The 23,618-nt window shown below is 49.3% G+C and carries 14 protein-coding genes; 1 reads left to right on the top strand and 13 read right to left on the bottom strand.

The features are described from left to right. Positions 1 to 11: 11 nt before the first annotated feature. The 7 genes from B1728_RS04005 to B1728_RS03975 form a co-directional block, all read right to left on the bottom strand. Positions 12 to 905, bottom strand: coding sequence for a carbohydrate ABC transporter permease (locus B1728_RS04005; RefSeq protein ID WP_079908856.1), 894 nt, complete (start codon positions 903 to 905; stop codon positions 12 to 14). A gap of 134 nt (positions 906 to 1,039) precedes the next feature. Further along, positions 1,040 to 2,380: an ABC transporter substrate-binding protein gene (locus B1728_RS04000; protein ID WP_079908855.1), complete on the bottom strand. Its 1,341-nt coding sequence runs from the start codon at positions 2,378 to 2,380 to the stop codon at positions 1,040 to 1,042. A 138-nt stretch (positions 2,381 to 2,518) separates the two neighbouring features. Continuing rightward, positions 2,519 to 3,301, bottom strand: a complete 783-nt coding sequence (locus tag B1728_RS03995) for an HAD-IIA family hydrolase (protein ID WP_306293507.1) — start codon at positions 3,299 to 3,301, stop codon at positions 2,519 to 2,521. Between the two features lie 263 nt (positions 3,302 to 3,564). Then, positions 3,565 to 9,171 carry a glycerophosphodiester phosphodiesterase family protein gene (locus tag B1728_RS03990; RefSeq protein ID WP_256865216.1) on the bottom strand — a complete coding sequence of 1,869 codons (5,607 nt, stop codon included), beginning with the start codon at positions 9,169 to 9,171 and terminating at the stop codon, positions 3,565 to 3,567. A gap of 281 nt (positions 9,172 to 9,452) precedes the next feature. Beyond that, positions 9,453 to 10,052, bottom strand: a complete 600-nt coding sequence (locus B1728_RS03985; protein WP_225947853.1) for a glycerol-3-phosphate responsive antiterminator — start codon at positions 10,050 to 10,052, stop codon at positions 9,453 to 9,455. 153 nt (positions 10,053 to 10,205) lie between these two features. Continuing rightward, positions 10,206 to 10,385 (bottom strand): hypothetical protein, encoded by a 180-nt coding sequence (locus tag B1728_RS03980; protein WP_079908852.1) that lies wholly within the window; start codon positions 10,383 to 10,385, stop codon positions 10,206 to 10,208. Between the two features lie 33 nt (positions 10,386 to 10,418). Beyond that, on the bottom strand, positions 10,419 to 12,722 hold the full coding sequence (locus B1728_RS03975; RefSeq protein ID WP_079908851.1) for a glycoside hydrolase family 2 TIM barrel-domain containing protein: 2,304 nt from the start codon (positions 12,720 to 12,722) through the stop codon (positions 10,419 to 10,421). 124 nt (positions 12,723 to 12,846) lie between these two features. Between B1728_RS03975 and B1728_RS03970 the strand changes: the two genes are divergently transcribed. Next, positions 12,847 to 13,671, top strand: coding sequence for an AraC family transcriptional regulator (locus B1728_RS03970; protein ID WP_079908850.1), 825 nt, complete (start codon positions 12,847 to 12,849; stop codon positions 13,669 to 13,671). 124 nt (positions 13,672 to 13,795) lie between these two features. On the opposite strand, the gene B1728_RS03965 is transcribed toward B1728_RS03970, so the two are convergent. From B1728_RS03965 to B1728_RS03940, 6 genes are all read right to left on the bottom strand, one after another. Then, positions 13,796 to 15,367 (bottom strand): type 2 periplasmic-binding domain-containing protein, encoded by a 1,572-nt coding sequence (locus tag B1728_RS03965; RefSeq protein WP_079908849.1) that lies wholly within the window; start codon positions 15,365 to 15,367, stop codon positions 13,796 to 13,798. A gap of 307 nt (positions 15,368 to 15,674) precedes the next feature. After that, positions 15,675 to 18,326 carry a glycosylhydrolase-like jelly roll fold domain-containing protein gene (locus B1728_RS03960; RefSeq protein WP_079908848.1) on the bottom strand — a complete coding sequence of 884 codons (2,652 nt, stop codon included), beginning with the start codon at positions 18,324 to 18,326 and terminating at the stop codon, positions 15,675 to 15,677. 75 nt (positions 18,327 to 18,401) lie between these two features. After that, complete coding sequence (locus tag B1728_RS03955; RefSeq protein ID WP_079908847.1) at positions 18,402 to 19,979, bottom strand: type 2 periplasmic-binding domain-containing protein; 1,578 nt, start codon at positions 19,977 to 19,979, stop codon at positions 18,402 to 18,404. Positions 19,980 to 20,047: 68 nt separating this feature from the next. Then, positions 20,048 to 20,917, bottom strand: a complete 870-nt coding sequence (locus tag B1728_RS03950) for a carbohydrate ABC transporter permease (RefSeq protein ID WP_079908846.1) — start codon at positions 20,915 to 20,917, stop codon at positions 20,048 to 20,050. 2 nt (positions 20,918 to 20,919) lie between these two features. Then, the gene (locus tag B1728_RS03945; RefSeq protein ID WP_079908845.1) at positions 20,920 to 21,825 is read right to left on the bottom strand and encodes an ABC transporter permease; all 906 of its coding nucleotides are present in this window, start codon (positions 21,823 to 21,825) and stop codon (positions 20,920 to 20,922) included. Between the two features lie 200 nt (positions 21,826 to 22,025). Further along, positions 22,026 to 23,606 (bottom strand): response regulator, encoded by a 1,581-nt coding sequence (locus B1728_RS03940; protein WP_079908844.1) that lies wholly within the window; start codon positions 23,604 to 23,606, stop codon positions 22,026 to 22,028. Between the last annotated feature and the right edge of the window lie 12 nt (positions 23,607 to 23,618).

Raw genomic sequence — 23,618 nt, 5'->3', positions numbered from 1 at the left:
GTCTTTCTTCTTCAATGATAGTGTATCTTTTTGTCCAGTCCGAAAAAGTTCAACGCTGCGAACAACAGCAGCACCGCGATCATGACGACCGTCAAGGTCGAAGCCATCCCTTGATCCCAGAAGCTGAACGCCGTTTCGTAGATATAGTACAGCAGCAGGTTGCTCGCGTTGTTCGGCCCGCCCTTGGTCATGATCATAATGTGATCGACCAGCTTGAACGAATTGGTCAGCGCCACAATGGTGACGAACAAGGTGGTTGGCATGAGCAGAGGGAACGTGATTTTGCGAAAAATCGTCCATCGCGATACCCCGTCAACTTGTGCGGATTCATACAGGTCCGGCGAAATATTTTGCAGCCCTGCCAAATAAAAAATCATAAAATAACCCGCTTCCTTCCAAATAACCATAATGACCATCGCCCACATCACAAGCTGAGACGAGCCAAGCAATTGCAGCTCCCCGACACTGATCATTTTCATCAACCGGCTTAAGAGCCCGTATTGCGGTGTATAAATAAATAGCCAAATGTTCGCTACAGCAATCATAGGAATCATCGTCGGGTAAAAAAAGGCGGCGCGCACGAGACCGGTCCCGCGCATGGCTTTGTTGGCGAAAATCGCCATCACGATGGCTAGCGCTATCGAGGTAGGTACCGTACCGATGGCAAACCACAGGTTATTGCTCATTACTTTCCAGAAGATCTCATCCTCAGCCAAGTGCTTGTAGTTGTCCAGCCCGATAAACATCGGGACCGGAGTGGCCAAATCCGCTTGGTACAAGCTCAGCTTGATCGTTTTGGCCATCGGGTAAAACGTGAATAGGAACAAAAATAAGAGCGAAGGCAGCAGCAGCAGCCAAGCAAAGGCGTTTGTTCTCCAATGTTTCTTTAACGCCGTAGCGCCCATACAGGAACCTCCTTCAGTAAAGCGATCCATCGATAAGTGATTTGTCGAGCTGTGAAAAGAAAATGGGCTGCCGCCGCAAAGCGCAAGTATGAGCCGAAAGGCTTAGCCCCATGCAGCGGAACCCATTCCGAATGTTATTTGTTGAACGGAGCTAGCGCTTTGTCCGCTTCCTCCTGAGCCTTCTTCAACGCTTCCTCCGGCGTCGCCGCACCGGTCAGCGCTGCCTGCACCTGGTCATTCAGCGTCTTCATTACTTTCCCGTTGTTGTGTGTGGACAGCTCGGCCGCAGAATATTGCAGCTGGTCACGGGCAACAAGTGCCGCAGGGAAGTCAGCCGCGTACTTTTTCATACGGTCCGTATCGTATGCGGATTTCTTTACTGCAACATAACCGGTGTCAATACTCCATTGCGCCGCACGCTCGGTCTCGGTCATGAACTTGACGAATTTCCAGGCTGCATCCTGCTTCTTCTTGTCGATGTCCTTGAAGATGTAGAAGTTGCCGCCGCCTGTCGGGCTGCCGAAGCTTGTATTTTTCGGCAAGAAGCTGACGCCGAAATTGAATTTGGCGTTCTTTTTCACATTGGACAGGTTACCCGTCGTATGGTACATCATAGCCGTTTTCCCTTCCAGGAAGTCGGAAGGCACTGTTCCCCAATCGGTTACTCCCTCCGGCATCACTTTGCCCTTATGGGACAAATCGTACCAATACTTCAAGCCAGCAACGTTCTCAGGTGTGTTGAACATGACCTTTTTGCCATCCTCGGTCATCAGGTTTTTGCCGCTTTGCAGGGCGAAGGTTTGAAGCATCCAGTAGCCATAGCCTGTCACCGGAATTTCCAGTCCCCAGGTGCCGTTCTTGGTCAGCTTTTGAGCGTATTCCTTCATTTCCGCCCATGTCTGAGGCGCCTTCTCCGGGTCGAGACCCGCCTGCTTGAACATATCCTTGTTATAGTAAAGCACGATGGTGCTGCGCTGGAACGGAATGCTGTAGGTTTTGCCGCCGGTTTGGGAATTCGCCATAAATGCCGGGTAAAAATCGGACAAATACTTGTCCCCGCCCTCTTTGGCTATGTAATCGTCCAGCGGAATTACCGCGTTCATGTCCAACAGGCTGAACAGCTCCGTCGATTGCAGCACTGCAACATCTGGCGGGTTTTTGCCTTGTACGCCCGCTTGTGTTTTCACTGCAGTATCTGCATAGCTGCCTGTATATACCGGCTTCACGGTAATATTCGGATTTTGCTTCGTGAACTCTTGCGCCATCGACTCAATGGTTGCCGTCAATGGACCGCCTACCGCGATAGGGTAATAGAAGGTCAGCTCGACTTTTTCGTCTGCTTTCGTTTCACTAGCAGGCGCGGTTGACGCTGCCGGTGGCGCTGCCTGCTTGGAAGTTGTGCCTGTTTGCCCGCAAGCCGCCAAGGTAGAGCAGCAAAGCGCGAGGCTAATCATTTTCTTCATCATGGAACTCATGGTATCTCTCCTTATACAATGAATTAGGTGCATGCATAAGCCCCGCTTCACTTTTGTCTATTCCCACTGTAACGGACAAGTGTAAACATGTGATTAGGACTGTGTGAAGACAGGGTTAAATATCGATCTCATTTTCACTTAACGCTTGAGCAATAACAGGTCACTCAGCGCATCCCATACGTAGTCCGGCTGTACCTGAAACTGGCGCAGCTGCGCCTTATCGGTGACACCCGTCAGCACTAGGGCGGTTCGCATACCGTTGGTAACCCCGAACATAATATCGGTCTCCAGACGGTCGCCGACCATTAAGCACCGTTCTGCGGACAATCCGCTCCGCTCCAGCACCATGGCGCCGTAATGAGGCGACGGCTTGCCGAGAATGACAACCGAAGCCGTACAGCTCGCCGCTTCAATCGCCTTCACAAGGGGCCATGTATCCGGGATTTCATCCCCGTCGATCGGACAGAACGGGTCCGGATTGGTTGCAATGAGCTCCGCTCCGTTGCGCACAGCTTTCATAGCCTGATGCAGCTTGTCATAATGAAAATGCATGTCCATACCAACAAGCACATGAGTCGCCTTCAACGGGTCTGCGGTAACCCGAATCTGCTGGGCTTCCAGTTCTTTCGTAAGAGCACTCTCACCGACTACGAATACTGTTGTACGCCTTCCTTGATCGCGCAAGTAAAGCGCTGAGGCATAAGCAGCCGTCATAATCTCGCCGACTTCCGCCGCAAGCCCGAGCCTCTGAAGCCGAAGGCTGCATTCAGCCCGCGTCCGGGTTGTCGTATTCGTCAAGAACAAAACCTGTTTGCCGGCTGCACGAAGCGCCCCCAATGTTTCCGGAACACCGGGAAGCAGCTGCTCCCCTAGCAGAATCGTTCCGTCCAAGTCAAAAAAATAGCCGTCAAATTCGTTCACATCCGGCAAGTTTCATGCAGCCCCCTCCCTAGAAGACAACACAAAAAACCCCCTATCCACCGAATAATCCTCGTCCAAGCCAGTATTGGCCTGTACAGCTCTCATCCGGTGCATAAAGGGTTTTCTCCTCGTCTCGTACCCTTGCATCTATTCATCTTGCTTCTTGCTTACACTATAAGTATAAACGACCACTGTTATCGCAAAATCAAGGGAAAGTGAAGGATTTGTAAAAGTGCAGCCCCGACTTCAGCATCTGCATTCCATTAATTGATAAAGCCTGCCTTGCCCAAGAAGCGTTTCAATAGCACAGCCGATTGTGCCCGAGTTGCAAAGCTTTGCGGATCGATCGTATCGGATGTCATGCCGTTCATTAATCCGGCCTGCAGCGCCGCAGCCACGTCGGCCTTGGCCCAGCCGATCTGTCCGGCATCCTTGAACGCCGCCAGCATTTCCTGCTGCTTCGCTTGGGTCATTCCAGTCTCGAGCCCCACGTTGCGAAGCGCGCGGACCATCATGGCCGCTTGCTCCTCCCGCGTAATTTCACGGTTTGGACGGAACGTTCCGTCCTCGTATCCGCCAAGCAAGCCTGCGGTTGCAGCCGCTTCAACTGCTTCCGCATACCAATCGTTCGCCGCCACGTCGCTAAAGCCGGACTTGTTCGTTGCTGCAGCTGCGTCAAGCCCCAGCGCCCTTACCAGCAGTGTCGCAAACTCCGCACGGGTAATGTGACGGTCTGCGTCAAAGCGTTTCTCGTCGACACCATCCACAACAAGCTTATTGGCTAACAGTTCGATGTCATTCTTCGCCCAATGCTTGTCCAAATCGGAGAATGCCTTATGATTCTCGATAATCATAAACGCAGCTTGGTCTCTGCCGCCTTTCAACATAGCTGTCATTTGACCGTCTTTCATCGTGAACACAGCCGGAACAAACCGCAGTTGATGGCTTCCCGGTACCAACTGCACGACGGTCGCATTGCCTGGAACAACGGCTTGATCCAGTTTGATCTCTTTTACTGCCGTTTGGGTATTCATAGCAATCGCCACCGATTTCCCTTCCTTAGTAGCAGCTTCCACATCAAAGCGTACCGCTTCCGTCAATGGCTTGCCTCCAGCTGCTGCTGATAGCTTCTGTAAATCGGCAGCTTCCGTTCCTCCCTGCTTATTGGCTGTAAAGCGGATCCATACATTCTCAATCCCGGTTCCAAGTTGCTGGGCAATAGCATCCAGCTTCAATCCCGACAGCGGGATTGTATAGGAAGTCCGTTCTCCGGAAAGCTGCAGCGTTTTACCGCCAGCCTGAGCAGCCTTTGTAAGCCCTGATGCTGCAAACTCTACGGAATGGCCTGTAAATTGCACTTGTACTTTGTCGTGGGCGCCATAGGCTCGCTTCAGCTCATCTGCGTTCGCTGTCCCTTCCATAGCTGCCACAACCTGAACGGCAGGTGTTGATGCAGACGAGTCGCCGCCAGGAGTTGTTGTGCCGCCCGAGTGACTGTGTCCGCTTCCGGTGCTGCTGCCGGAATCACCATCATCGCTACCGGAATCGCCACTGTCACCGCCTCCGGTGTTGCCGCCGTCACCGCCTCCGGTATTGCCACCATTACCGCTGCCGTTGTTGCCACCGTCACCGCCTCCAGTGTTGCCACCGTTACCGCCTCCGGTGTTGCCACTATCACCGCCTCCAGTGTTGCCGCCTGCCACTTGAATTGTGATAGGCTGCGTATAAATATCGTAAACGTTGCTTTCATCCAGCGAAGCCGTGTATCTCAATAGCACATGGGCTGTCCCTGCTTTCCTGGCAATCACATTCGATCCGTTCACTTCGACTGTATCTTGTCCTTCGATCACAATCACGGCAGGCTTCACGTTCGTTTCTGTTCCTTTGTAAGATTTCACTATAGCGGATACATCTACACTTCCGTCTGCCGCAAGCTCATATTTGTCCTTCTCGGGACGAATGGATGCTGCCCAATCGGATGCCCATAGGGAGTAATCCGTTGTGATGCCGAAAGCACCCATTTTCATAAATTTAATAAAGTCACTCTTCTTGTTGAAGGTCCAGGGAGAAATGACGAGTCCCCGGTGTTTTGAAGCCTCCATAAAGTTAGGTCCTATCTCTCCGTAACCAGGGTTGTACGAAGCATTAATGCCTTGAAGCGCCTTTAATGTCTCACGAAGCGATTTCTTTACGTTCGTCTCATTCGCATAGCCGCCGCCGAGCAAGCCAAGCGGCATTTCCGGCATCAGCGCCGACATCCGCTTCAGCTGATTCAGGTCAAATGACATCGTATTGACGATCCCAACGGCATTTTTATCTTTCAACAGCTTAACATAAGCGTCGACCGCCGCCGGTGTTGCTGTCTTGATTTCAGCCATCACCATCGCGCCGTATTCATTAGCCAGATCAATCTGCTCATCCAGCGTAGGTATTTTGACATCCGGATACCCGGCGGGATACGGCTTGTTGGCATTAAGCTGTTTCAGCTCCGCCAGTGTATAATTTTCAATGTTTCCAGTACCGTTCGTCGTCCTTTCCAATGACCCGTCATGCAGGATTACAATATGTCCATCCTTGGAAATGTACATATCATTCTCAATAAATTCAGCGCCGGCTTTTAAGCCCTCCCGATTGCTCTCGATTGTATTTTCAGGAGAGTTCGCAGGCATTCCCCGGTGAGCTACGATGTAGGGTTTGCGGATCAGCGTCGTGTTATTGGAATACACCTTGAGCGCTTTCCAAGCCGCTTCCGGTGCAGCGGTCACAATGCCGTTGACGCCGGACGTAATCATTTGATGCATTTGGACTGTGGATTCCGACTCCGAAGCCGTCGTTCCTGCTTTGGTCCAAACCGTAATCATCCGCTGCTGCAAATAAGCGACGTTATCTCTCGAAGCCAGCTTTTGCGGCAATATCGCGATTCTGGCTTGGGCTGCAGCCGTTTGACTGCGGATATCCAGCAGCTCCGCTTTCGTCAGCTTATCGTTGGCACTGAAATCGAGAATGCCCCTGATACTCGGGTAAGCCGTCCGCGCCCTTTGAATCAGTGCTGCTTGATCGGAAATGATATCCGCATCCTCCCAGCCTTGATCCGCCAAAAATGCCGTCAATTGATCCACGGTTGCGGCATCCGTTACATAAAAAGCAGGAATCATACGCCCGTCAATCGCGCTAAGAAGCGTGTCCAGGCTGCCAATCGTCTTTTGACCGGAGTTGTCGGTTACCTTCAACCCTTCCGCCACATGGAAAATGACAGTGGATGGAAGCATCGGCTGATTCAGCTTCACCAAATCATCGGTGCTTTGAATGTCCGTTACAATGGAAGCCGCCATAGCGATCTTCGTGTCAGGCTCCTGCACATCCGCGAAATGTCCGTTCGGAAGCGGCGGAAGTGCATCCTGCTGCAGCGTGACGCGCAGATTGTCGAGTCTCATTGTACTTCCGTTGGACTGCAAACCGATTTCGCCTTTCGCATAGGCAGTGGCCGCATCTGTATCGATAATGACCTTATTATTAATCGATTCCTGAACCCTGCTGCCGTAAGCTTTCACCGTATAGTAATACATTTTGGCCGAATCAATCGCTTCCGTATTGGAAGCCCGATCGATGACGTTCCAAGCGTTAGCCGGTGTTCTCTCCGCAAATTCGACGCCATTGGCTGCGGTCGCATCTTTTCTTACCGCCATTTGGTAATAAGGGTAATCGTGATTTTGAATTCGGAACATCAGGGAATGCCATCTTGCCGTATCGTTAGCCGCCAAATGGGTAACATCGGCTTCAATCTTATAGTTTCCGAATAAGCCCAAATAGGAAGGGAGCAGCACCCGGGAGGGGTTATCCGGTGAGGCTGCTGCATTGATTTCGAACGCCCCGTTCATTACAGCCGCTGCCGACGGTGTCGCTCCTTCCTTTCTTGTCCAGCCGGGAGGCAAGGTTCCGTCAGGCAAAGCGTCGAAGTTTTCCTCATACAGCACATACTCCGCATCTGCCGCGTCTTTGGCTACGACGACCAGCGAGACTGCTGCATTATCCTTCGTTCCGGTGATCGTATAAATCCCTTTCTTGTTGATGATAAGCTGCCCGCCGGATACGGCAGCATCCGGGCTGCTCGAGGTCCAGCTCAATTGATCTCCGGTTGTTGTGCCCGTCGTCAAATCGTTATACTCGGCTTTTAGCGTCACCTTGCTCAAATCGAGAGGCTGATGGGTGACTGCCAGCAAATAACCTTCGTCATGCTTCAAGGCAACTGTCTTCAAGCCGGTCAGAGAAGGCGTCACAGTAATCTCCTGCTTCGCTTCTGCGTTGGCATAGACCGCCTTTATCGTTACTTTGCCTGGCTTGAGCGGCACCAGCTGATTATTTATGATCTTAATAATGCTCTCATCCCCGGAGTACAGCTTCACGCGATCGGCTGCAACCGGCTCCGTAATTCCGTCGGAGTAGTATACACTGCTTGTCACGGTCTGTCCGCTTGTCAGCGCCTCCAGTGTACTCGGCATCGTCACGTCCAACCGGTCAGCCGTAATTCGTGTCACCTTCACATTGTCGAACGAAACCTTGCTCTGGTCTGCCTGCAAGCCGATCTTCCCGCGCTCCAGCAGGTTGGTAGTAAAGCTCTTATCCATCAAAAGCGTATAAGCCGGGTCCGTCTTGGCTTTAATATATTCTTTTACATTGTTGTCGAACACGCGCACCTTCATCGTATAATACGTATTCATCGCGAGTGTCTGCCACGTTCCCGAAACCGGCGTCGGAGAAGCCCAGTTGTTATCCGGCATCCGATAAGCCAGCTCATAGGTGCCGTTGCGGCGAATCGCCATCTGGTCGTACGGATTTTTACCGTTTGCAGGCACGCGGAACATAATCGACGCCCATCTGGCATCGTTCACTACGGCCTCAAACCGCATATCCGCTTCGATGGCATAATTGTCCCATTGCACTGGAGCTGTAATCCGGCTCTGCTTGCCGGACGAGCTGCCATTGAAAGTCATTCTTCCATCACCATACGTATCCTTGACTACCGAGAACTCCGGACTTCCCGCATTCACATCGGAAATCCAGTTCGCCGGGATTTGCCCGGCTGGCACACCATCGAAATTTTCCTGCAGCAGCACCGGATTGACCGTCCCGGATACCGGGTTCGCTTCCACGAGGTTCAAGATGCCGTATCCGGATGTATCGTTCCAAAAGGAGGAGGATTGGTAAGCGCTCCAGTAGCTTGACCGTTGTTCCGCTGCAGCTGTACCGTATCTATCCGTCACTCCGATCTCCATCCCCAGCTGTTTTTTCAAATTAGGATCGAAATTTAGCATATCCCACGGTATCGCCACTTCCGTAGACCAACCCGCAGGCGATTGGCTGATGGCTCGTAATATTTTCTTCTCGTCCTTCCCGCTGTGTCCATTCAGCGCCGCACCGAAATGAAATTCCGGCGTGCTTGAATTAGGCTGGTATACAAGGCCGACCTGCATGTCGTCATTCTGATAAGGAGCGGATTGATGCAGCGTAGGATCAAGGAACACATTGATGTTATCCTGCTCGAACCAATTGCCGGTTCCGTTATGTATCAAGCTGTCATCATCCGATTTCACACCGATATATAAGTACTGGTTGTCCCACAGCAGCCCGAATTTGGCGTCCTTAAACGTGCCTTGTCCGACCTGGACGGCCAGCGGTTGATCGACTTTCCACAAGCTTTCATCCAGCTTGCCGTCGATAACAGGAGCGGTTAACGTTTTGCGGACATCGAGCGATTTCCTGCCGGTATCCGCCGCTTGAGCGTGCGGAAGGGCCGCAATAGGCTGAAGAAGACCAGCGATCAGCGCAGTGACCGTAGCCATGCGTACGAGCTTGGTTGATGTTCTTTTCACGGGATCTCATTCCTTTTTCTCATGATAGGTTCACGTAAAGCCTCTTACCGAACTGACACCGCCTGGTATTTTTTAAAAGCTGGCTTTTTTGGCTATCCGCCTCCTTTGTCTTTTACTCAACACAAAAAACCCTTTATCCAACACAAAACGAAAACTGGGATCCCTTTGACAGGGGCGTTTCCATCTGTTGCATAAAGGGTTTTCTCCTCGACTCGTACCCTCGTTATTCTTTTGTCCGTTACAAGTCCTACTCTACCAACGGTTTGTTATCGCTGCATCAACTAGTGTTGAAAAAATTGTAAATTTCCTTCCTCCCTAGGGACCCACAGATGCTTGCTGCCCATCGAAACCGCACTAGCCCCTGCCTGCAACGCGGTGTCAATCTCGCTGCGGTCTTGAATCAGCCCACCGGCAATAATCGGCAATGAAATGCGGTTCTTCAATGTTGTAATGACGCGCGGAATCAGCCCCGGCATAATTTCCACCGCATCGGGACCGCTTTGTTCGATGTTCTGAATTCCATGCTCCAACGCCGACGTATCGATAAGAAAAAGACGCTGAATCGCCAGCAGCCCGTTCTTTTTGGCATGCTTGATGAAATGGCTTTTGGTAGAAATAATGCCTGTCGGCTTTACCCGCTCCGCTATAAATTTCATTACGATCGGGTCCCCGCCGAGCCCGTTAATGAAATCGACGTGCAAAAACACCTTTTTCCCTGCACGCTGCACTTGTGTGACATAATCCTCTACCGTAAATAAATCACCGGTCAGCAAAAATACCGCCAGCCACTCGCCACGGCAAGCTGCCGATAAATCCTCCGGTCTGCGCACAGCCGGAATGATTCTATCGTTGCCCCAATAATTGTGCAGTTCATGCTTCAAAGTATACCGCTCCCCCTTCGTTCCCATAACTCAAATTTGTTATCCTGTATCTAACTTAACAAATGATTGTTATTGGAACGTTAAAAGGGCAGAAAAAAGAGTGAAAATTTCGACTTCAATCAAATCTGATTAGCCAAGCATTCCGTCGGTCCCTTATTGAGATAAAGCAAAAAGACCCCGCACCCGAAATGGAACCAGCTTTCGGGGCTGCTGGGTCTTTGCCTCTTGCGCAGTTGTCTTAACCGGCTGCACAACCGGCAAGCTGTAAGCGGAGCCGCTTCCATTCAGGTTACGGCCGATAACCACGATTTCGCTGATTGTCACCGTGATCAATCATGCCGTACGCCCCGCTTCGCTCATTTTTTGTTAAATAACATGGATAACAAGCTGACCCGGAGCCATTCCATCAGAGTAGGCGGATAATACGACACGGCCTCTTTCTCCTGTAAACCGGAGGACCGTACTGACACATCCCCGATACATATGCATCCAATGCCTGTCGTAGGCTTCACTCGAGCAAAGATCCCCGTTATCAACAGCAACGATCTCAGCCGGCCCGGTTACACGAAAACTGACTTTTGAACTCTCCTGGAATACCGGTATGTCCCCGCTGTCCTTGGCACGAACGGTAAATAATGTATGGTAGCCCTCTTTGGCTTCCAGACGGAGCTCTTCTGAATCAAAACCAAGCTTTACGGCAGGCCCTGCAGTTTTCAACGTATACGTACATACCTCTTGCCCGCTAATAAAACCTCTGACCGTTATAGTTCCCGGTGAATAGGGAAGAAAGCCTGTGATCATTCGATTGGGATAGGAGGACGGTTTATTCACATAGAACGGTTTGCCGTTCAAATCGACGGTGACTTCTTCACAGTTCGTTGCGATCATATAAGGAATCACCGTCTTGTTAAACTGCGGAAAGTTCCAATGGCTTGCGTATCTTGGGGCATCCCAATGTTCCTTGGCCCCTTCGTCCTGCAAAGAATAGTCCATCACAGCCAAATAGACCATCGGTTCCTCTGTCCAATAGCTTTGATAGAGGTAGGAAAGCGGCTTACGCTCGTTGTTCGTCCAGAACAAGGAGCCTGCCCATCCTTTGGCAGGATACCCCATGGATTCGCCCAAATAATCGATGCCTGTCCAAAGCATGCCGCCTATGACATAATCATGCTTTTCCACATCCATCCATGGGACTTCCTCACTGAAATTTTGCATCTGATCCGGATGCCCCCTGAAATATTGGAAGGTCTCCGTTCCCAATATCAACTTATCAGGAACGGCCTTATGGATGGCCGGGTACCATTGCTCCTGATAATTACAACCGATTACGTCGACAAGTTCGGCAATCCTCCGGATGCGCTCCACTCTTTCATCGGAATTATAGATTTCCGTATCGCTCACTTCATCTACGAACTGTTGAATATCCTTCACCTTGGAAAGATCCACGTTACTCTCGTATTTAAAGTGGGGGTTCATGGCATAAGAAACCGGTCTGGTATCATCAAGCGTCACAAGATGCTCCTTAAGCATTTTCAAAATCTTGAGCATGGATTCCTGCCCTTGGTTTTCAACTTCGTTTCCAACGCCCCACATAAAGATAGACGGATGGTTCCGATCCCTTCTCACCATACATTCCAGGTCGCCTTGCCACTCCGTCTCAAAGTACCTTCTATAGGAACCGCCGGTCCATTTATCAAACGGCTCTTCGTATACAAGCATTCCCAGTTCATCACATAGATCCAGAAGCTCCGATGCAGGGATGTGGTGAGCCGTTCGAATAGCATTACACCCCATGGCCTTGAATTGTAGCAGTCTCTCCTTCCAGATTTCCGATGGGACGGCAACTCCCAGGCAGCCTGCATCCTGATGAATGCAAAATCCCTTGATCTTCGTCATTTTGCCGTTGATAAACATCCCTTTGCCTGCAATCATTTGGATGTCTCTTACTCCAATCCGCAACTCATACGTATCTACGACTTGATTTCCTTCATACAGTGACAGTTCCAATGGATATAAATACGGCTGCTCGGGACTCCACAGCTTTACCTGCGGGATTTCAATGCGGATCGTCCCGTTCTCAGATTCACCAGTCATGCGCAAAGCTCCATCCGAAATACATGCTTTCACCAAGGAGGAGACCCCTGTCATGATGGTCACTGCACCCGTATCCCCATGGATGGCTGTTTTCACTTGAATGTCTTCCGGCTTCAGGTGGTGTTTGTTGAGTTCAAGAAGCTTCACGGTCCGGTATATGCCTGCCCCCGAATACCATCTGTCTACCGGGAAGGAAGTGTTGTCCACCTTAACCAGAATCAGATTGTCTCCCGGATGAATGTAATCCGTTATATCCAGTGTAAACCGGGAATAGCCATATTTTCGTCCGCCCGCTTCTCGGCCGTTCACCCATACCGTACTGTTCTCGTAAACTCCATCGAATTGCAGCTGGTACACATACCCCTCCCTTATCTCATGAAATACAAGATTTCTCCTATACCAACCGATTCCCCATCTGTCCCTGAATCCTTGAGCTTCCCCCTGCTTCATATTCCGGTTAATGGGTGCGTGAATAGCCCAATCATGAGGCAGGTTGACCGCTTCGAAGTTAGAATCTTCAGGCTCTTTTAACGTAAATTCCCATCCATTCATTAATTGGATCTCGTTCCGGCTCATAATGAATATCATCCTTTCGTTGCCGTCGTGGCGATTTCTTTGTTATATTCAAATTATAGGGTTCAATAATCAGCCGAACAATCTAACAATTTTAAGTATCTTATTAAAATATTAAGGTGATCTAATGGTAAAAAGACGCATACCTATCATTACGGAATCCGATAAGGAACTCCCCTATTATCTTGTAGATGTGGGATCCAATTGGAATCAGGAGCATGTCGTACGTCCGAATGGATATTTGTATCAGTGGATTCAGTGCATTGAGGGAGAGGGGGAGCTTCTGACGGAGGGACGAACCTTTCGAGTGAAGGAAGGTATGGCGATGCTTTTGTTCAAAGGAACCCCCCACGAGTATTATGCCATTAGTCCTTCTTGGATTGTGGATTGGATAGTTTTCGACGGTCATCAAGTAGAAGACTTTTTAGTGAAAACGGCCGGGATTACAAAATCCGGTGTGTTATATATATCCAGGCCCGATATGTTTTTATCCAAAATTCAAAGTGTGCTGGACATTGAACAATCGGATTCCGCTTTAAAAAGCATCCAATGCTCCAGCGTGATCTATTCCCTTCTCACGGACTTGGTGCAGTATACCTCTGTAAATCCTAACAATAGCGCGTCTAATCTGCATTTCAAGCTTAAGCCATTATTCCTTTATATTGATCAAAACTTTAACAAGCCTCTCACTTTGGAAGCCATGGCCGAGATTACCGGAATGACGCCGCAGCACTTATGTACCGTATTTAAAAAAGCAACGAATATAAGAATCTTCCAGTATATTAATTCCGTTAGAATAAATAAAAGCAAGGAGCTCCTCTTGCAAAACCCGCAGATGCATATTAGGGAGATTGCCTTTTTGACCGGTTTTGAGGATGCGAACTACTTCAGCTACGTCTTTAAACAGCTGGAGCATTTAAGTCCCAGCCAGTTCAGAAGGATCCATCATTGAGAGGAACTAGATCCGCAAGTGAATCAGCACTCTTCCTTGAAATATAAAAAGAGCAGATAAGACCTTTCTCTTATCAGCTCTTTTTGCTACCTGTGCCCTTCCCTGTTCACAACGGGTTTGATGATTATTTTTTTACCTTTGCATACCATTCTCTGGCACGCTTCGTAACCTCTTCGCCACCCGATTTGTTCCACTTGTCTACGAATTCATCAAATTTGCTGATCGGGTACTGCCCGAGAATAATCTTGGTGGCATATTCCACGTACAGTGTACGATTGTTGATGTCCGGGAATCCGTCGTACACACTGGCTGGCATACCGTCGCCGGCAATGACCTTAGCATACTTCTGAGCTTCCTGCATGTTTCGGTTCACCTGATTAATAGCCCACATTCTGTCTTCCGAGGCTGTATTCTTATTCAGATCCATCATGAAATCGAGTGTGGATATTTTGGAATATGGATCAAGAATCAAGTTTTCCTGTGTGCTTTTGTCATCTGGAAGTTTAGCCGGCTTGCCGTCCTTTATCGTATGGTGCATGCCTTCCACGCCAAGATACAGCGGGATCCAATTCTTTTTATCATACATGTTGTTCAGCAGCTTCAGGGTTGCCATCAATTTCTTCTGATCCTTGTTATTCTTGACGACCCAGGCAGGCGGCTGAAACCTCTTCCACGTGTAGAAGCCCTTATAGCCCGCGACCTCCGGTACTGGGAGAACGGAAAATTCAGCCTTAACGCCGGTGTTTTTAAACAGATTTTCTAAAGGCAAATAGCCGGTTTCTACCCAATGGAAATAGTTCCCTCCTTTATTCGCCTCCACCTTGCCGTCCCATTTGGCCTTGTCGTTCAGGAGCGTTTCCTTATCCAACAAACCGTCCTTATACAGCTTGGCGATAAATTCCAAGGCGGCCTTCATATTCGGGGTTACTGCAGAATAAGTCAGCTTCCCGTCATATAGGTCCCAATCCGGATATCCTTCGAACATGGCCACCCCATACATGGCGAACAGATGGTCCATCCAGCGCGCCTCCTGACGGCCTCCCGTGGGGAGCTCATCCTTCTGGCCGTTGCCATTAGGATCCTTGTCCCGGAAAGCCTCCAGCACCTTGACGTAGTCGTCCTGAGTCTTCGGCATTGTCATTCCCAACTTATCGAGCCAATCCTTGCGAATCAAGCCGGCGTATCTGCCGTAGTCCACCATACCCGGGATGTAATAAATTTTCCCCTGACCGGTAGGGTCATTAGCCTTGACCACATCCCACATTTCCTTCGGAATAGCTTGCCATAGGTTCGGCGCATATTTGGGCAGCAGCTCCGTCAGATCGGCAATCGCGCCATTTTTTGCCAAGCTGTCTTCGATGCCCTGCTGGGGCAGGAACAGGTCCGGCATTTCGTTTGCTGCGATCTTCAGGTTCAGCTGATTCAGATAGTTGGTCCCCCCGTTCCACTCCACGTACGGATGGATGACGCCGACACCAAGCTTTTCCTTATACAATTCATACAGCTTACTTCCTTTGGTGATCGGTTTGTAACCGATGTTGGTACCCCATACTTCAATGTCGACAATCTCATCAGCATTGGCGCTTGGGCTCTGAGTCGACCCTTCCGAAGATTTCGTGTTTCCGCTGCAGCCAGTGACTGCCGTAATTGCGAGGATGCCTGCCGCCGATAATAACCCCATTTTTTTAAAATTCATGTTTCGATCCCCCTCGTAATGAATGTGTGAGGCTTCTAATACCTTTTACGGTGCCATGTTGCTCAAGACTTTGAATCCGCTTACATTGATACTATACAACCGGAGGTTAGGAGGCTCAATTGGGCATTTTTAAGTTTAAACAAGGGCATTTTTAAGAATTTATTCAAGCAGGAAACATTATGATACCGGGTTGCAGACATAGCGAAACGGCCTCAATCCACTGGGAAAGGGACGAGGCCTGTTGATATGGCATATAAAGAAAATAAACCTCACTGGATGACATTTCGCTACTTCCGGCAATTCCATTTTATATGATGCTTTTCACCTTGACAGGCCCGATGAGTCCGCTTGGTTCCTGCTGAGCAAAGGAAGACAAGAAGTCACGCTGATCTTTCACTAGCGTATTCGTAACTTCGATGACAAGCTTGTTGCTGCCCTTCTTTAGACCGCCTATCTGTATGTGATAAGGAGGACAGATGCGCACCCCGGCCTGTTCGCCGTTTACCCATACCTCTGCTGTCTCATAGACCTCGCCCAAATCCAATAGAGCCTGGCTTGCGGATTCGCTCCACTCAAATTCCGTTTCATACCGGAAGGTGCCCGTAAACCGTGGTAAATGGTCAGGCCTGCTCATGTTCACTAAGGCCGTCAGTTTTCCCCACTCCGTAAAGTGAGGGTAGCTCTCAGCATTCGCTGTGGAAACAGTCCAATCGCCTTGGAGCTCTAAAGACGTTCCAATTGTATGCGGCGGGTGTGCTGCATACCCTTCAAGATCAATTCCATGCAGAAGGACGATAGATTCATACGGATGCAGGACAAGCTGTACCGCCGTTGCGTCCCTCTCCCTTTCCACATTTAATAGGATCAACCGATTCAGGAAGGCATCATAAGCATAGACATCACCCTGAACGGGCAAAACAATCTCCGTGCTAATCGGTTGATTTGGATGTTCATTAAAGAACATAAACACATCCGAACCATCATGAACATAGTGATAGTTCCGAAGATAAGGCTGGTATTGGTCAACTCGAATATCATAATGTCCGTCCGCAATAAGGTCTTGTGCCAGGTTGTCGAGAGCTGCAAGCTTCACATTGCGGTGATTGGCAAGACAAGCCAGTTCGGCAGAAACATCGCTGCCCTCACTCGATCGAAGCGGCAGCCCGTCAACAAAACGAACAGCTAATCCTTGTTCGGCAAACCGGACCAAACGCTGAATCATCGCCGCCGGAAGCGCTTCTGCATAGGGCACGATCAGGCACTCGTAGTCCTCGCCACTCACAAGCAGCTTGTTGTCCTTTACGTTCCCCGTTTCCAAAAGCACGTCGATGGGGAGAACGTCGCAGTCAATCTGATGCTGCATTAATTTCTTCACGGGTTTATGAAAATACATCGCCTCCCCGGACCATTCGGCCTCAGCATGGTACACGACCGCCGCGGTCGCCACATGTCTTCCTCCTGAGATTAAGTGACTGATTCGATTCATATAGTGATTCAAATGCTTATAATAACGGTACTGCGGATTTTGCCCGCTCGCATACATGTGCGGAGGACAATCCGGGTCCGGAAAAGCTTTTTGAGTAAAGGCATGCGGGACAAAATAGTTTACGCCGCGGACGAGCATATGGTCTGTGAGCCATTTCATCAGCTTTAAGCCTTCCGTCCAGCCATAGGCTCCATACAATTCGCACATCGTTCGGCCTTGTTTCTTCGGATCGAGGTGTCCCAAAGACACACCAAGCTTGGCGAGGCCATAGTGGTAAAATTCACTATCCGTCTCCCCGCTCGTTGGCTGGCGGAAAGACATTTCATCGAAGCCGGGAACGATCTGCCACAGTACCACATCAAGCCCTGACATGTCTTGCCCCCAGAGCGAGCGGAAGAAGTGTCCGGTGCCGGGACCGAGCCTTGCATGAACGTTGTTATCTTCAAGGACATGCCCGATGTACTCTACTCCGCGGCCTCTGCACCATTCTCCGATTTGATTGCAGAAGCTTTCCGCATAGAGCTTGCTGACAATATTCATATAGTGATACCGTACCCTATTCGACCGTTCTCCTTCATCATGCCAGAGGAGATGCAAATGCTTCCGATAATCAGGCCCCAGAGCTTCCTCCAGCAGGGTCGGCATGTCCCGGCTCCATGGAAGCGGCACTCCCTGCTTTCCGGGTTTGGAGTTGAAGTCGAACGTTTTCTCATCGTTGTAAAATCCGGGCTCATCCGAAAAGAAGCCAACGAATGTCTTTCCAAAATCCGCCTTGTACCGATCATAAAAAGCCTCATATACCGTATCGAGCAAAATCCGAACGGAATCCCGATCCAGCGGGTTCAAATAATCGGCCTGCTGCTTGCTGCCGCCTTCCTTAGTTTCCGAAATAATAAATATGCGCCAATACCCTTTGGGTATATCCCAATACAGGATACCCTCTTGTACAAGTTCAGTTAAATCGATCGAGTCATCGGTTAATGATCCGTTAGACGGATTGCGACGAACCGCAACGACCGAAACCAGCTTGTTTCGGCCACTCGCGCTTTGGCTATTCGAGATGGTCGGTCTAAGTCCGCGCAGCAGCAGGGTTTCCAGCAGCAGAGACGTGCCCTCAGCCGGACCGATGGTATCGATATATCGCTCACCCAGGAACACGCGATGAAGCTCCTCCGGCGCCTCCTTCACCTTACCTGCCGCATGACCCGTCGGAAAATGGTCGTCATCGAGCATCCATACCTTCATTCCCCGATTCCGTGCTTCCTCCATAATGATGTCCATGTCCTTCCACCATTTCGGTCCGAGAAAATCAGGATGTGGTCGCGCCTCCACGCAAACGGCCCCGATTCCGGATTCATGAACACGGGCCATCTCCTCCCGAATTGCCTGTTCCTCCTCGCCGTGCTGCCAGAGAAAAGGAAGGATATAATTATGCTCTTGCCCCTCGAGTACTTCTCTAATTCGATTGCTCATGTGTTAGCCCCCCTATTATTGAAACATCCGCCCGACTTCGAATCGAAGCAAGGCGGATTGTACTTGATCAAACGATTATTTCTTCATTTTTGCGTACCAGTCTCTCGCGCGCTTTGTTACTTCTTCGCCGCCCGATTTGTTCCACTTGTCTACAAATTCGTCGAACTTACTAATCGGATATTGTCCAAGGATAATCTTGGTTGCGTATTCGATATACAGAGTTCGATTGTTGATGTCCGGGTAGCCGTCGTAGACACTTACCGGCAAGCCATCGCCAGCAATGTGCTTGGTATATTTCTGAGCTTCTTGCATATTTTTGACGGTCTGATCAATCTCCCACATATCGTCTGCCGATGCAGTACTCTTAAGAAGATCGATTGTAAAATCAAGGGTCGCCAGAGGTGAAGCCGGATTAAATAACCCAATATTCTCCTGTGTGCTCTTGTCATCCGGAAGTTTGACAGCTTTGCCATCCTTCATCGTATAGTGCATTCCTTCTACACCAAGGTACAGATCCTTCCAATTCTTCTTGTCGTACATATTGTTAAGCAGCTTCAAAGAAGCCATCAGCTTCGTCTGGTCCTTACTGTTTTTGATGACCCATTGCGGGGACATCCTTCTTTTCGAAGTATAGAAACCTTTATAGCCCGGGACTTCCGGTATCGGAAGTATAGAGAACTGGGCCTTCACGCCCGTGTTCTTTTGCATAGCGTCCAAATTAAGATTGAGCGTTTCTACCCATTGGAAGTAGTTACCTGCCTTATTCGAGTTCACTTTGCCCTCCCACTTGGGCTTGTCGTTCAAAAGGGATTCCTTATCCAATAATCCGTCCTTGTACAATTTGGCAAGGAATTCCAAGGCGGCTTTCATATTCGGCGTTACTGCGGAATAAGTCAGCTTGCCGTCGTACATATCCCAATCGGGTTGGCCTTCGAACATGGCCACACCGTACATAGCAAACAAATGGTCCATCCAACGAGCTTCTTGACGCCCCCCGGTAGGCACCTCATCCTTCTGTCCGTTTCCATTGGGATCCTTATCCCGAAATGCTTCAAGAACTTTTACGTAATCCTCTTGCGTCTTCGGCATTTGCAAGCCCAGCTTGTCCAGCCAATCCTGACGAATCATGCCAGCGTATCTTCCGTAGTCCACGACCTGAGGAATATAATAGATTCTCCCCTGCCCGGTAGGGTCGTTTGCTTTGACAACCTCCCAAACATCCTGCGGAATGTTATTCCATACATTCGGCGCATATTTCGGCAGCAGGTCGGTCAGATCGGCGATAGCGCCGTTTTTGGCCAAGCTGCTTTCGCTGCCGTTATAGGGAAGGAACAAATCGGGCATTTCGTTTGCGGCGATCTTCAGATTCAACTGGTTCAAGTAGTTGGTGCCTCCGCCCCACTCTACATACGGACTGATCACGCCGACGCCCAGCTTCTCCTTAAGAAAATCATAAGTTTTACTGCCTTTGGTGATGGGTTTGTAGCCGATATTGGTTCCCCATACTTCAATATCGACAACTCCATCCCCCGACGCTTGGTTCTGACCTGATGATGAATCTGCTGAGGAATTCGAGTTTCCGGCGCAGCCGGTTACAGCAGTAATCGCAAGGACACCTGCCGCTGATAATAACCCCATCTTTATAAAATTCATGTGTTGTTCCCCCTTATATCGTAATGTTCTTGTTGATGTGATCTTGCCTTTAAACCGAAAATGCCGTATTACCCCTTTACCGAGCCAATCATGGCTCCTTTGACGAAGTATTTCTGCAAGAATGGATAGACCAAGATAATTGGGATAATCGCAAAGATAACGGTCGCTGCTCTTAAAGTCCGCTCATTGAAGTTTAGATCACTCGTAGAAACAGCACCCGCCATGATCACATTGTCGTCGGTGATGAACTGCCGGATCTTGATCTGCAGCGGGAACCAGTCCGGATTTTGCAAGAAAAGGAGCGGATGTTGAAACTGGTTCCACAGCACGACACCATAGAATAAAGCAAGGGTCGCCAGCACTGCCTTGGACAACGGAAGGACGAATTGGAACAGCATCCGGAAATATCCGCAGCCTTCAAGAAAGGCGGCTTCCTCCAATTCCTTGGAAAATCCCTTAAAGAAAGTTCTCATGATAATCAAGTTGAACGGATTCAAAATATGCGGCAGGACCAGGACCAGCGGGTTATTGTAAAGACCAATGCCGCGGACCGTTAGAAAGTAAGGTACAATGGGTGCCTTGAAGATCATCGCGATGACCACGCCGACCATAATGACAGGCCCCCAGGTAAACTCTTGTTTTGACAGCGGGTACGCCAGTAAAGCGGTCATTAGCAAAGCGAGTGCAGTGCCGATCACTGTCGAGCCGAGCGTCAGGAAGAACGACTTCCATAGGTCGGGGCGGTCGATGATATGTCCCCAAGAAGCAAACGTAAATTGTTTCGGCCAGATGGTGACCAGGTTCATATCGACTGCGCTTTTGGAACTGAACGATGTCGAGATCACGGACAGGAGCGGTATGAGCGCTATGATAGACAGTAGGATGAGAACGACTGTAATTGTTGAAACAAATATTTTTTCCCCTCTAGATTCAAACATATCTACCAGAGCCCCCCATCCGAAACTTTCTTCGACATCTTATTGAAGATGAATACCAAGATAAATCCAATCACTGACTGAAATAATCCCACCGCCGTAGCGAAACTATATTGGGCCTGCTGAATTCCTGTTCGGAACACATACGTGTCGAGAATATCTCCTACACTGTAAGTCATAGGAGTGAGCATGTTGAACACTTGATCAAAGCCCAGATCCAAGAAGTTACCGATTTCAAGCAGGAACAGCACCAACACAGTAGGTAAAAGAAGCGGAAACGTAATGTGTCGAATTTGCTTAAACTTGGATGCACCGTCAATCATTGCTGATTCATAAAGCTGAGGATCTATCGCACTGATCGCAGCCATGTATACCACAGTTCCCCAACCGGCATCCCTCCATATAGATGCAATCACGTAGACAGGCCGGAAGTATGCGCTTTCCTGCATGGCGAGCAAAGGTTCATGCCCAAACCAGCCCATGACAATATTGAACAATCCGCTTATAGAGAAAAAATCGAAGATAATACCCGCAACGATAACCCAAGACAAGAAGTGCGGAATATACAGAGCGGTCTGAATCCCTTTCTTCAGCGCCGATTTTCGAATTTCGTTGATCATCAGCGCCAGCAAAACAGGTACAGGGAAGACCAGAACAAGCTTAAGAAATCCTAGCATCATTGTGTTACCGAACACTTTTGCGAAGTCTGGATGATGAATCAAAGTTTCAAAATGTTTGAGACCCACCCAGGGACTATCGATAAATCCTTTGAAAACCGAATAATCCTTAAAGGCAATAACGGCACCGGCAAGTGGGATATATTTAAAAACAATAAGAAAAATGATCCCCGGTATCGCCATGACATATAGCGGCCAATATACCTTCATTCGATGAAATGCAACTGCTTTCAATTTGTTCCCCCCAATATCTAGTTGCTAAATTCGCTTACACAGTAACTATACATTCAGGGGGAAAAGCTCTCAACGGGGCATTTTTAAGTTTAAACAAGGTCTTTTTTAAGAATTTAAACCTCTACATAGTGGTGGGAGATTGTTGAAAACCTGAACCCTGATGGATACTCCTTCCGGCCAAACGGCTATATAACATCGATTTACATTTTAGACAGATTCTTGCGGTATTCGCTTGGCTTGCTCCCGGTCAATTTCTCGAACAGCCGGGTAAAATGCTGCGAATCGGAGTAGCCTACCATCTGGCAAATCTCATATACTTTCAAATCTGTCTTCTCGAGCAGCTCTTTTGCCTTGCCGATTCGGACCTGCGACAAAAAATTCACATAAGTATCCCCTGTCTTTTGTTTGAAAAACTGGCTTAAATAATAGGGGCTTATGAAAAACCGTGCAGCTAAGTCTGCTAGGGTAATCGGTTCATTATAGTGTGTAGACACATATTCCTTGACCTCACTGATAATGTCCTTCTTCTTAGGTATGTTATGCTCAATCTTGAACGCAATAATTCTTCGGATGACTTCAACCATCCATTCCTCCAGAGAGACCAGCGTCTGAAACCGTGAAATACCCTCTAGAGACAAAATATGCCGGCCCAGGAAATCGTTTTGCTGCAGCTGCTGAAAGGACATCTTCCGGACACTTGATAAAAGAATGTTCAAGCACTGCAGCTGAAGGTCAGCCGGACTCATGCCGGGCTCGGCTTCCATCCCCCGAAAGATCTCGCGGATGATGCCTGCACATTCCATCTCGTCCATATTGTCGATGCCTGCTTCCAGCTTAGCAATCATGGCTTCGGGAACAGGCTGGCTGCGTCCCGACAGATTCATGATCTCAGGAAATGGGATTACGGTGTCTGCCCCTTTGACAACTTTATAGCTTAACGCATAACGGGCTTCCTCAAAGGATTGGCTGATTCCGGCGGCCCGATTCTGAACCGTTCCTATACCGACGGTCATGGACAGTCCCAGCTGCCCGAACAGCTCCTCCTTAAGACGCCGTACCGAACGAACAAGATCTGCATACCCGATAGTTCCTCCCTGAGTAACTACCATGGCAAATTGCGCACCCGAATAACGCAGCGGATACACTCCGCGGTATTGCCTCAGGACTCGGTCTATTTGAGCCAATACCGGCTGAAGACCATGCTCCTTTAAGGCATCGACATTGCCATAGAATTCAAGCAGGATACATGCGTAATTAGTCCCCTCCGTTGGTATCTGCGCAATTCGAAGCAGTTTCTCCGCAAGAGTATTATCGCTGCCGATATCGAGGATATCGCGCAAGGCGCTCTCTTGAATCCGGCTTTGAACCTCCTGCTTCAGTTCGTCGACCTCCTGCAGCTTTGCCTTGTCCGCACGGACTGCCTCGATGACCTGATAAACACATTCGCGGAGCTCCTCCTCCTCAACCGGTTTATTAATATAAAACTGCACACCAAGCTGTATACCCCTTCGGGCATATTCGAAGTCGGCATATCCGCTTAAGAGAATGAACTTAGCCTGGCTGCCCTTTTCCTTCAGCATCTTAATCATATCGAGCCCGTCGGCCTGAGGCATCCGAATATCTGTAATGACAATGTCGGGTCGAAGTTTTTGAATTAATTGGAACCCTTCCACCCCATTGTAAGCTGCGCCGACAATCTCGCATTCCGGAATATAGCGGCTTATCATTATTTTGAGACCATCTACAATGCCCTTCTCATCATCCACCAAGATCAACCTCATCCCAAAGCACCT

It is taken from the genome of Paenibacillus sp. 32352 (genome assembly GCF_002042965.1).
Lineage (GTDB): Bacteria > Bacillota > Bacilli > Paenibacillales > NBRC-103111 > Paenibacillus_S > Paenibacillus_S vulneris.
The sequence above is the reverse complement of the archived record's forward strand: the minus strand, read 5'-3'. Positions and strand labels throughout refer to the sequence as shown.

Bases quoted from the DNA above. Each gene is read 5' to 3' on its own strand.
- B1728_RS04005 (WP_079908856.1), bottom strand. From the start codon at position 905: ATGGGCGCTACGGCGTTAAAGAAACATTGGAGAACAAACGCCTTTGCT.
- B1728_RS04000 (WP_079908855.1), bottom strand. From the start codon at position 2,380: ATGAGTTCCATGATGAAGAAAATGATTAGCCTCGCGCTTTGCTGCTCT.
- B1728_RS03975 (WP_079908851.1), bottom strand. From the start codon at position 12,722: ATGAGCCGGAACGAGATCCAATTAATGAATGGATGGGAATTTACGTTA.
- B1728_RS03970 (WP_079908850.1), top strand. From the start codon at position 12,847: ATGGTAAAAAGACGCATACCTATCATTACGGAATCCGATAAGGAACTC.
- B1728_RS03965 (WP_079908849.1), bottom strand. From the start codon at position 15,367: ATGAATTTTAAAAAAATGGGGTTATTATCGGCGGCAGGCATCCTCGCA.
- B1728_RS03960 (WP_079908848.1), bottom strand. From the start codon at position 18,326: ATGAGCAATCGAATTAGAGAAGTACTCGAGGGGCAAGAGCATAATTAT.
- B1728_RS03955 (WP_079908847.1), bottom strand. From the start codon at position 19,979: ATGAATTTTATAAAGATGGGGTTATTATCAGCGGCAGGTGTCCTTGCG.
- B1728_RS03950 (WP_079908846.1), bottom strand. From the start codon at position 20,917: ATGTTTGAATCTAGAGGGGAAAAAATATTTGTTTCAACAATTACAGTC.
- B1728_RS03940 (WP_079908844.1), bottom strand. From the start codon at position 23,606: ATGAGGTTGATCTTGGTGGATGATGAGAAGGGCATTGTAGATGGTCTC.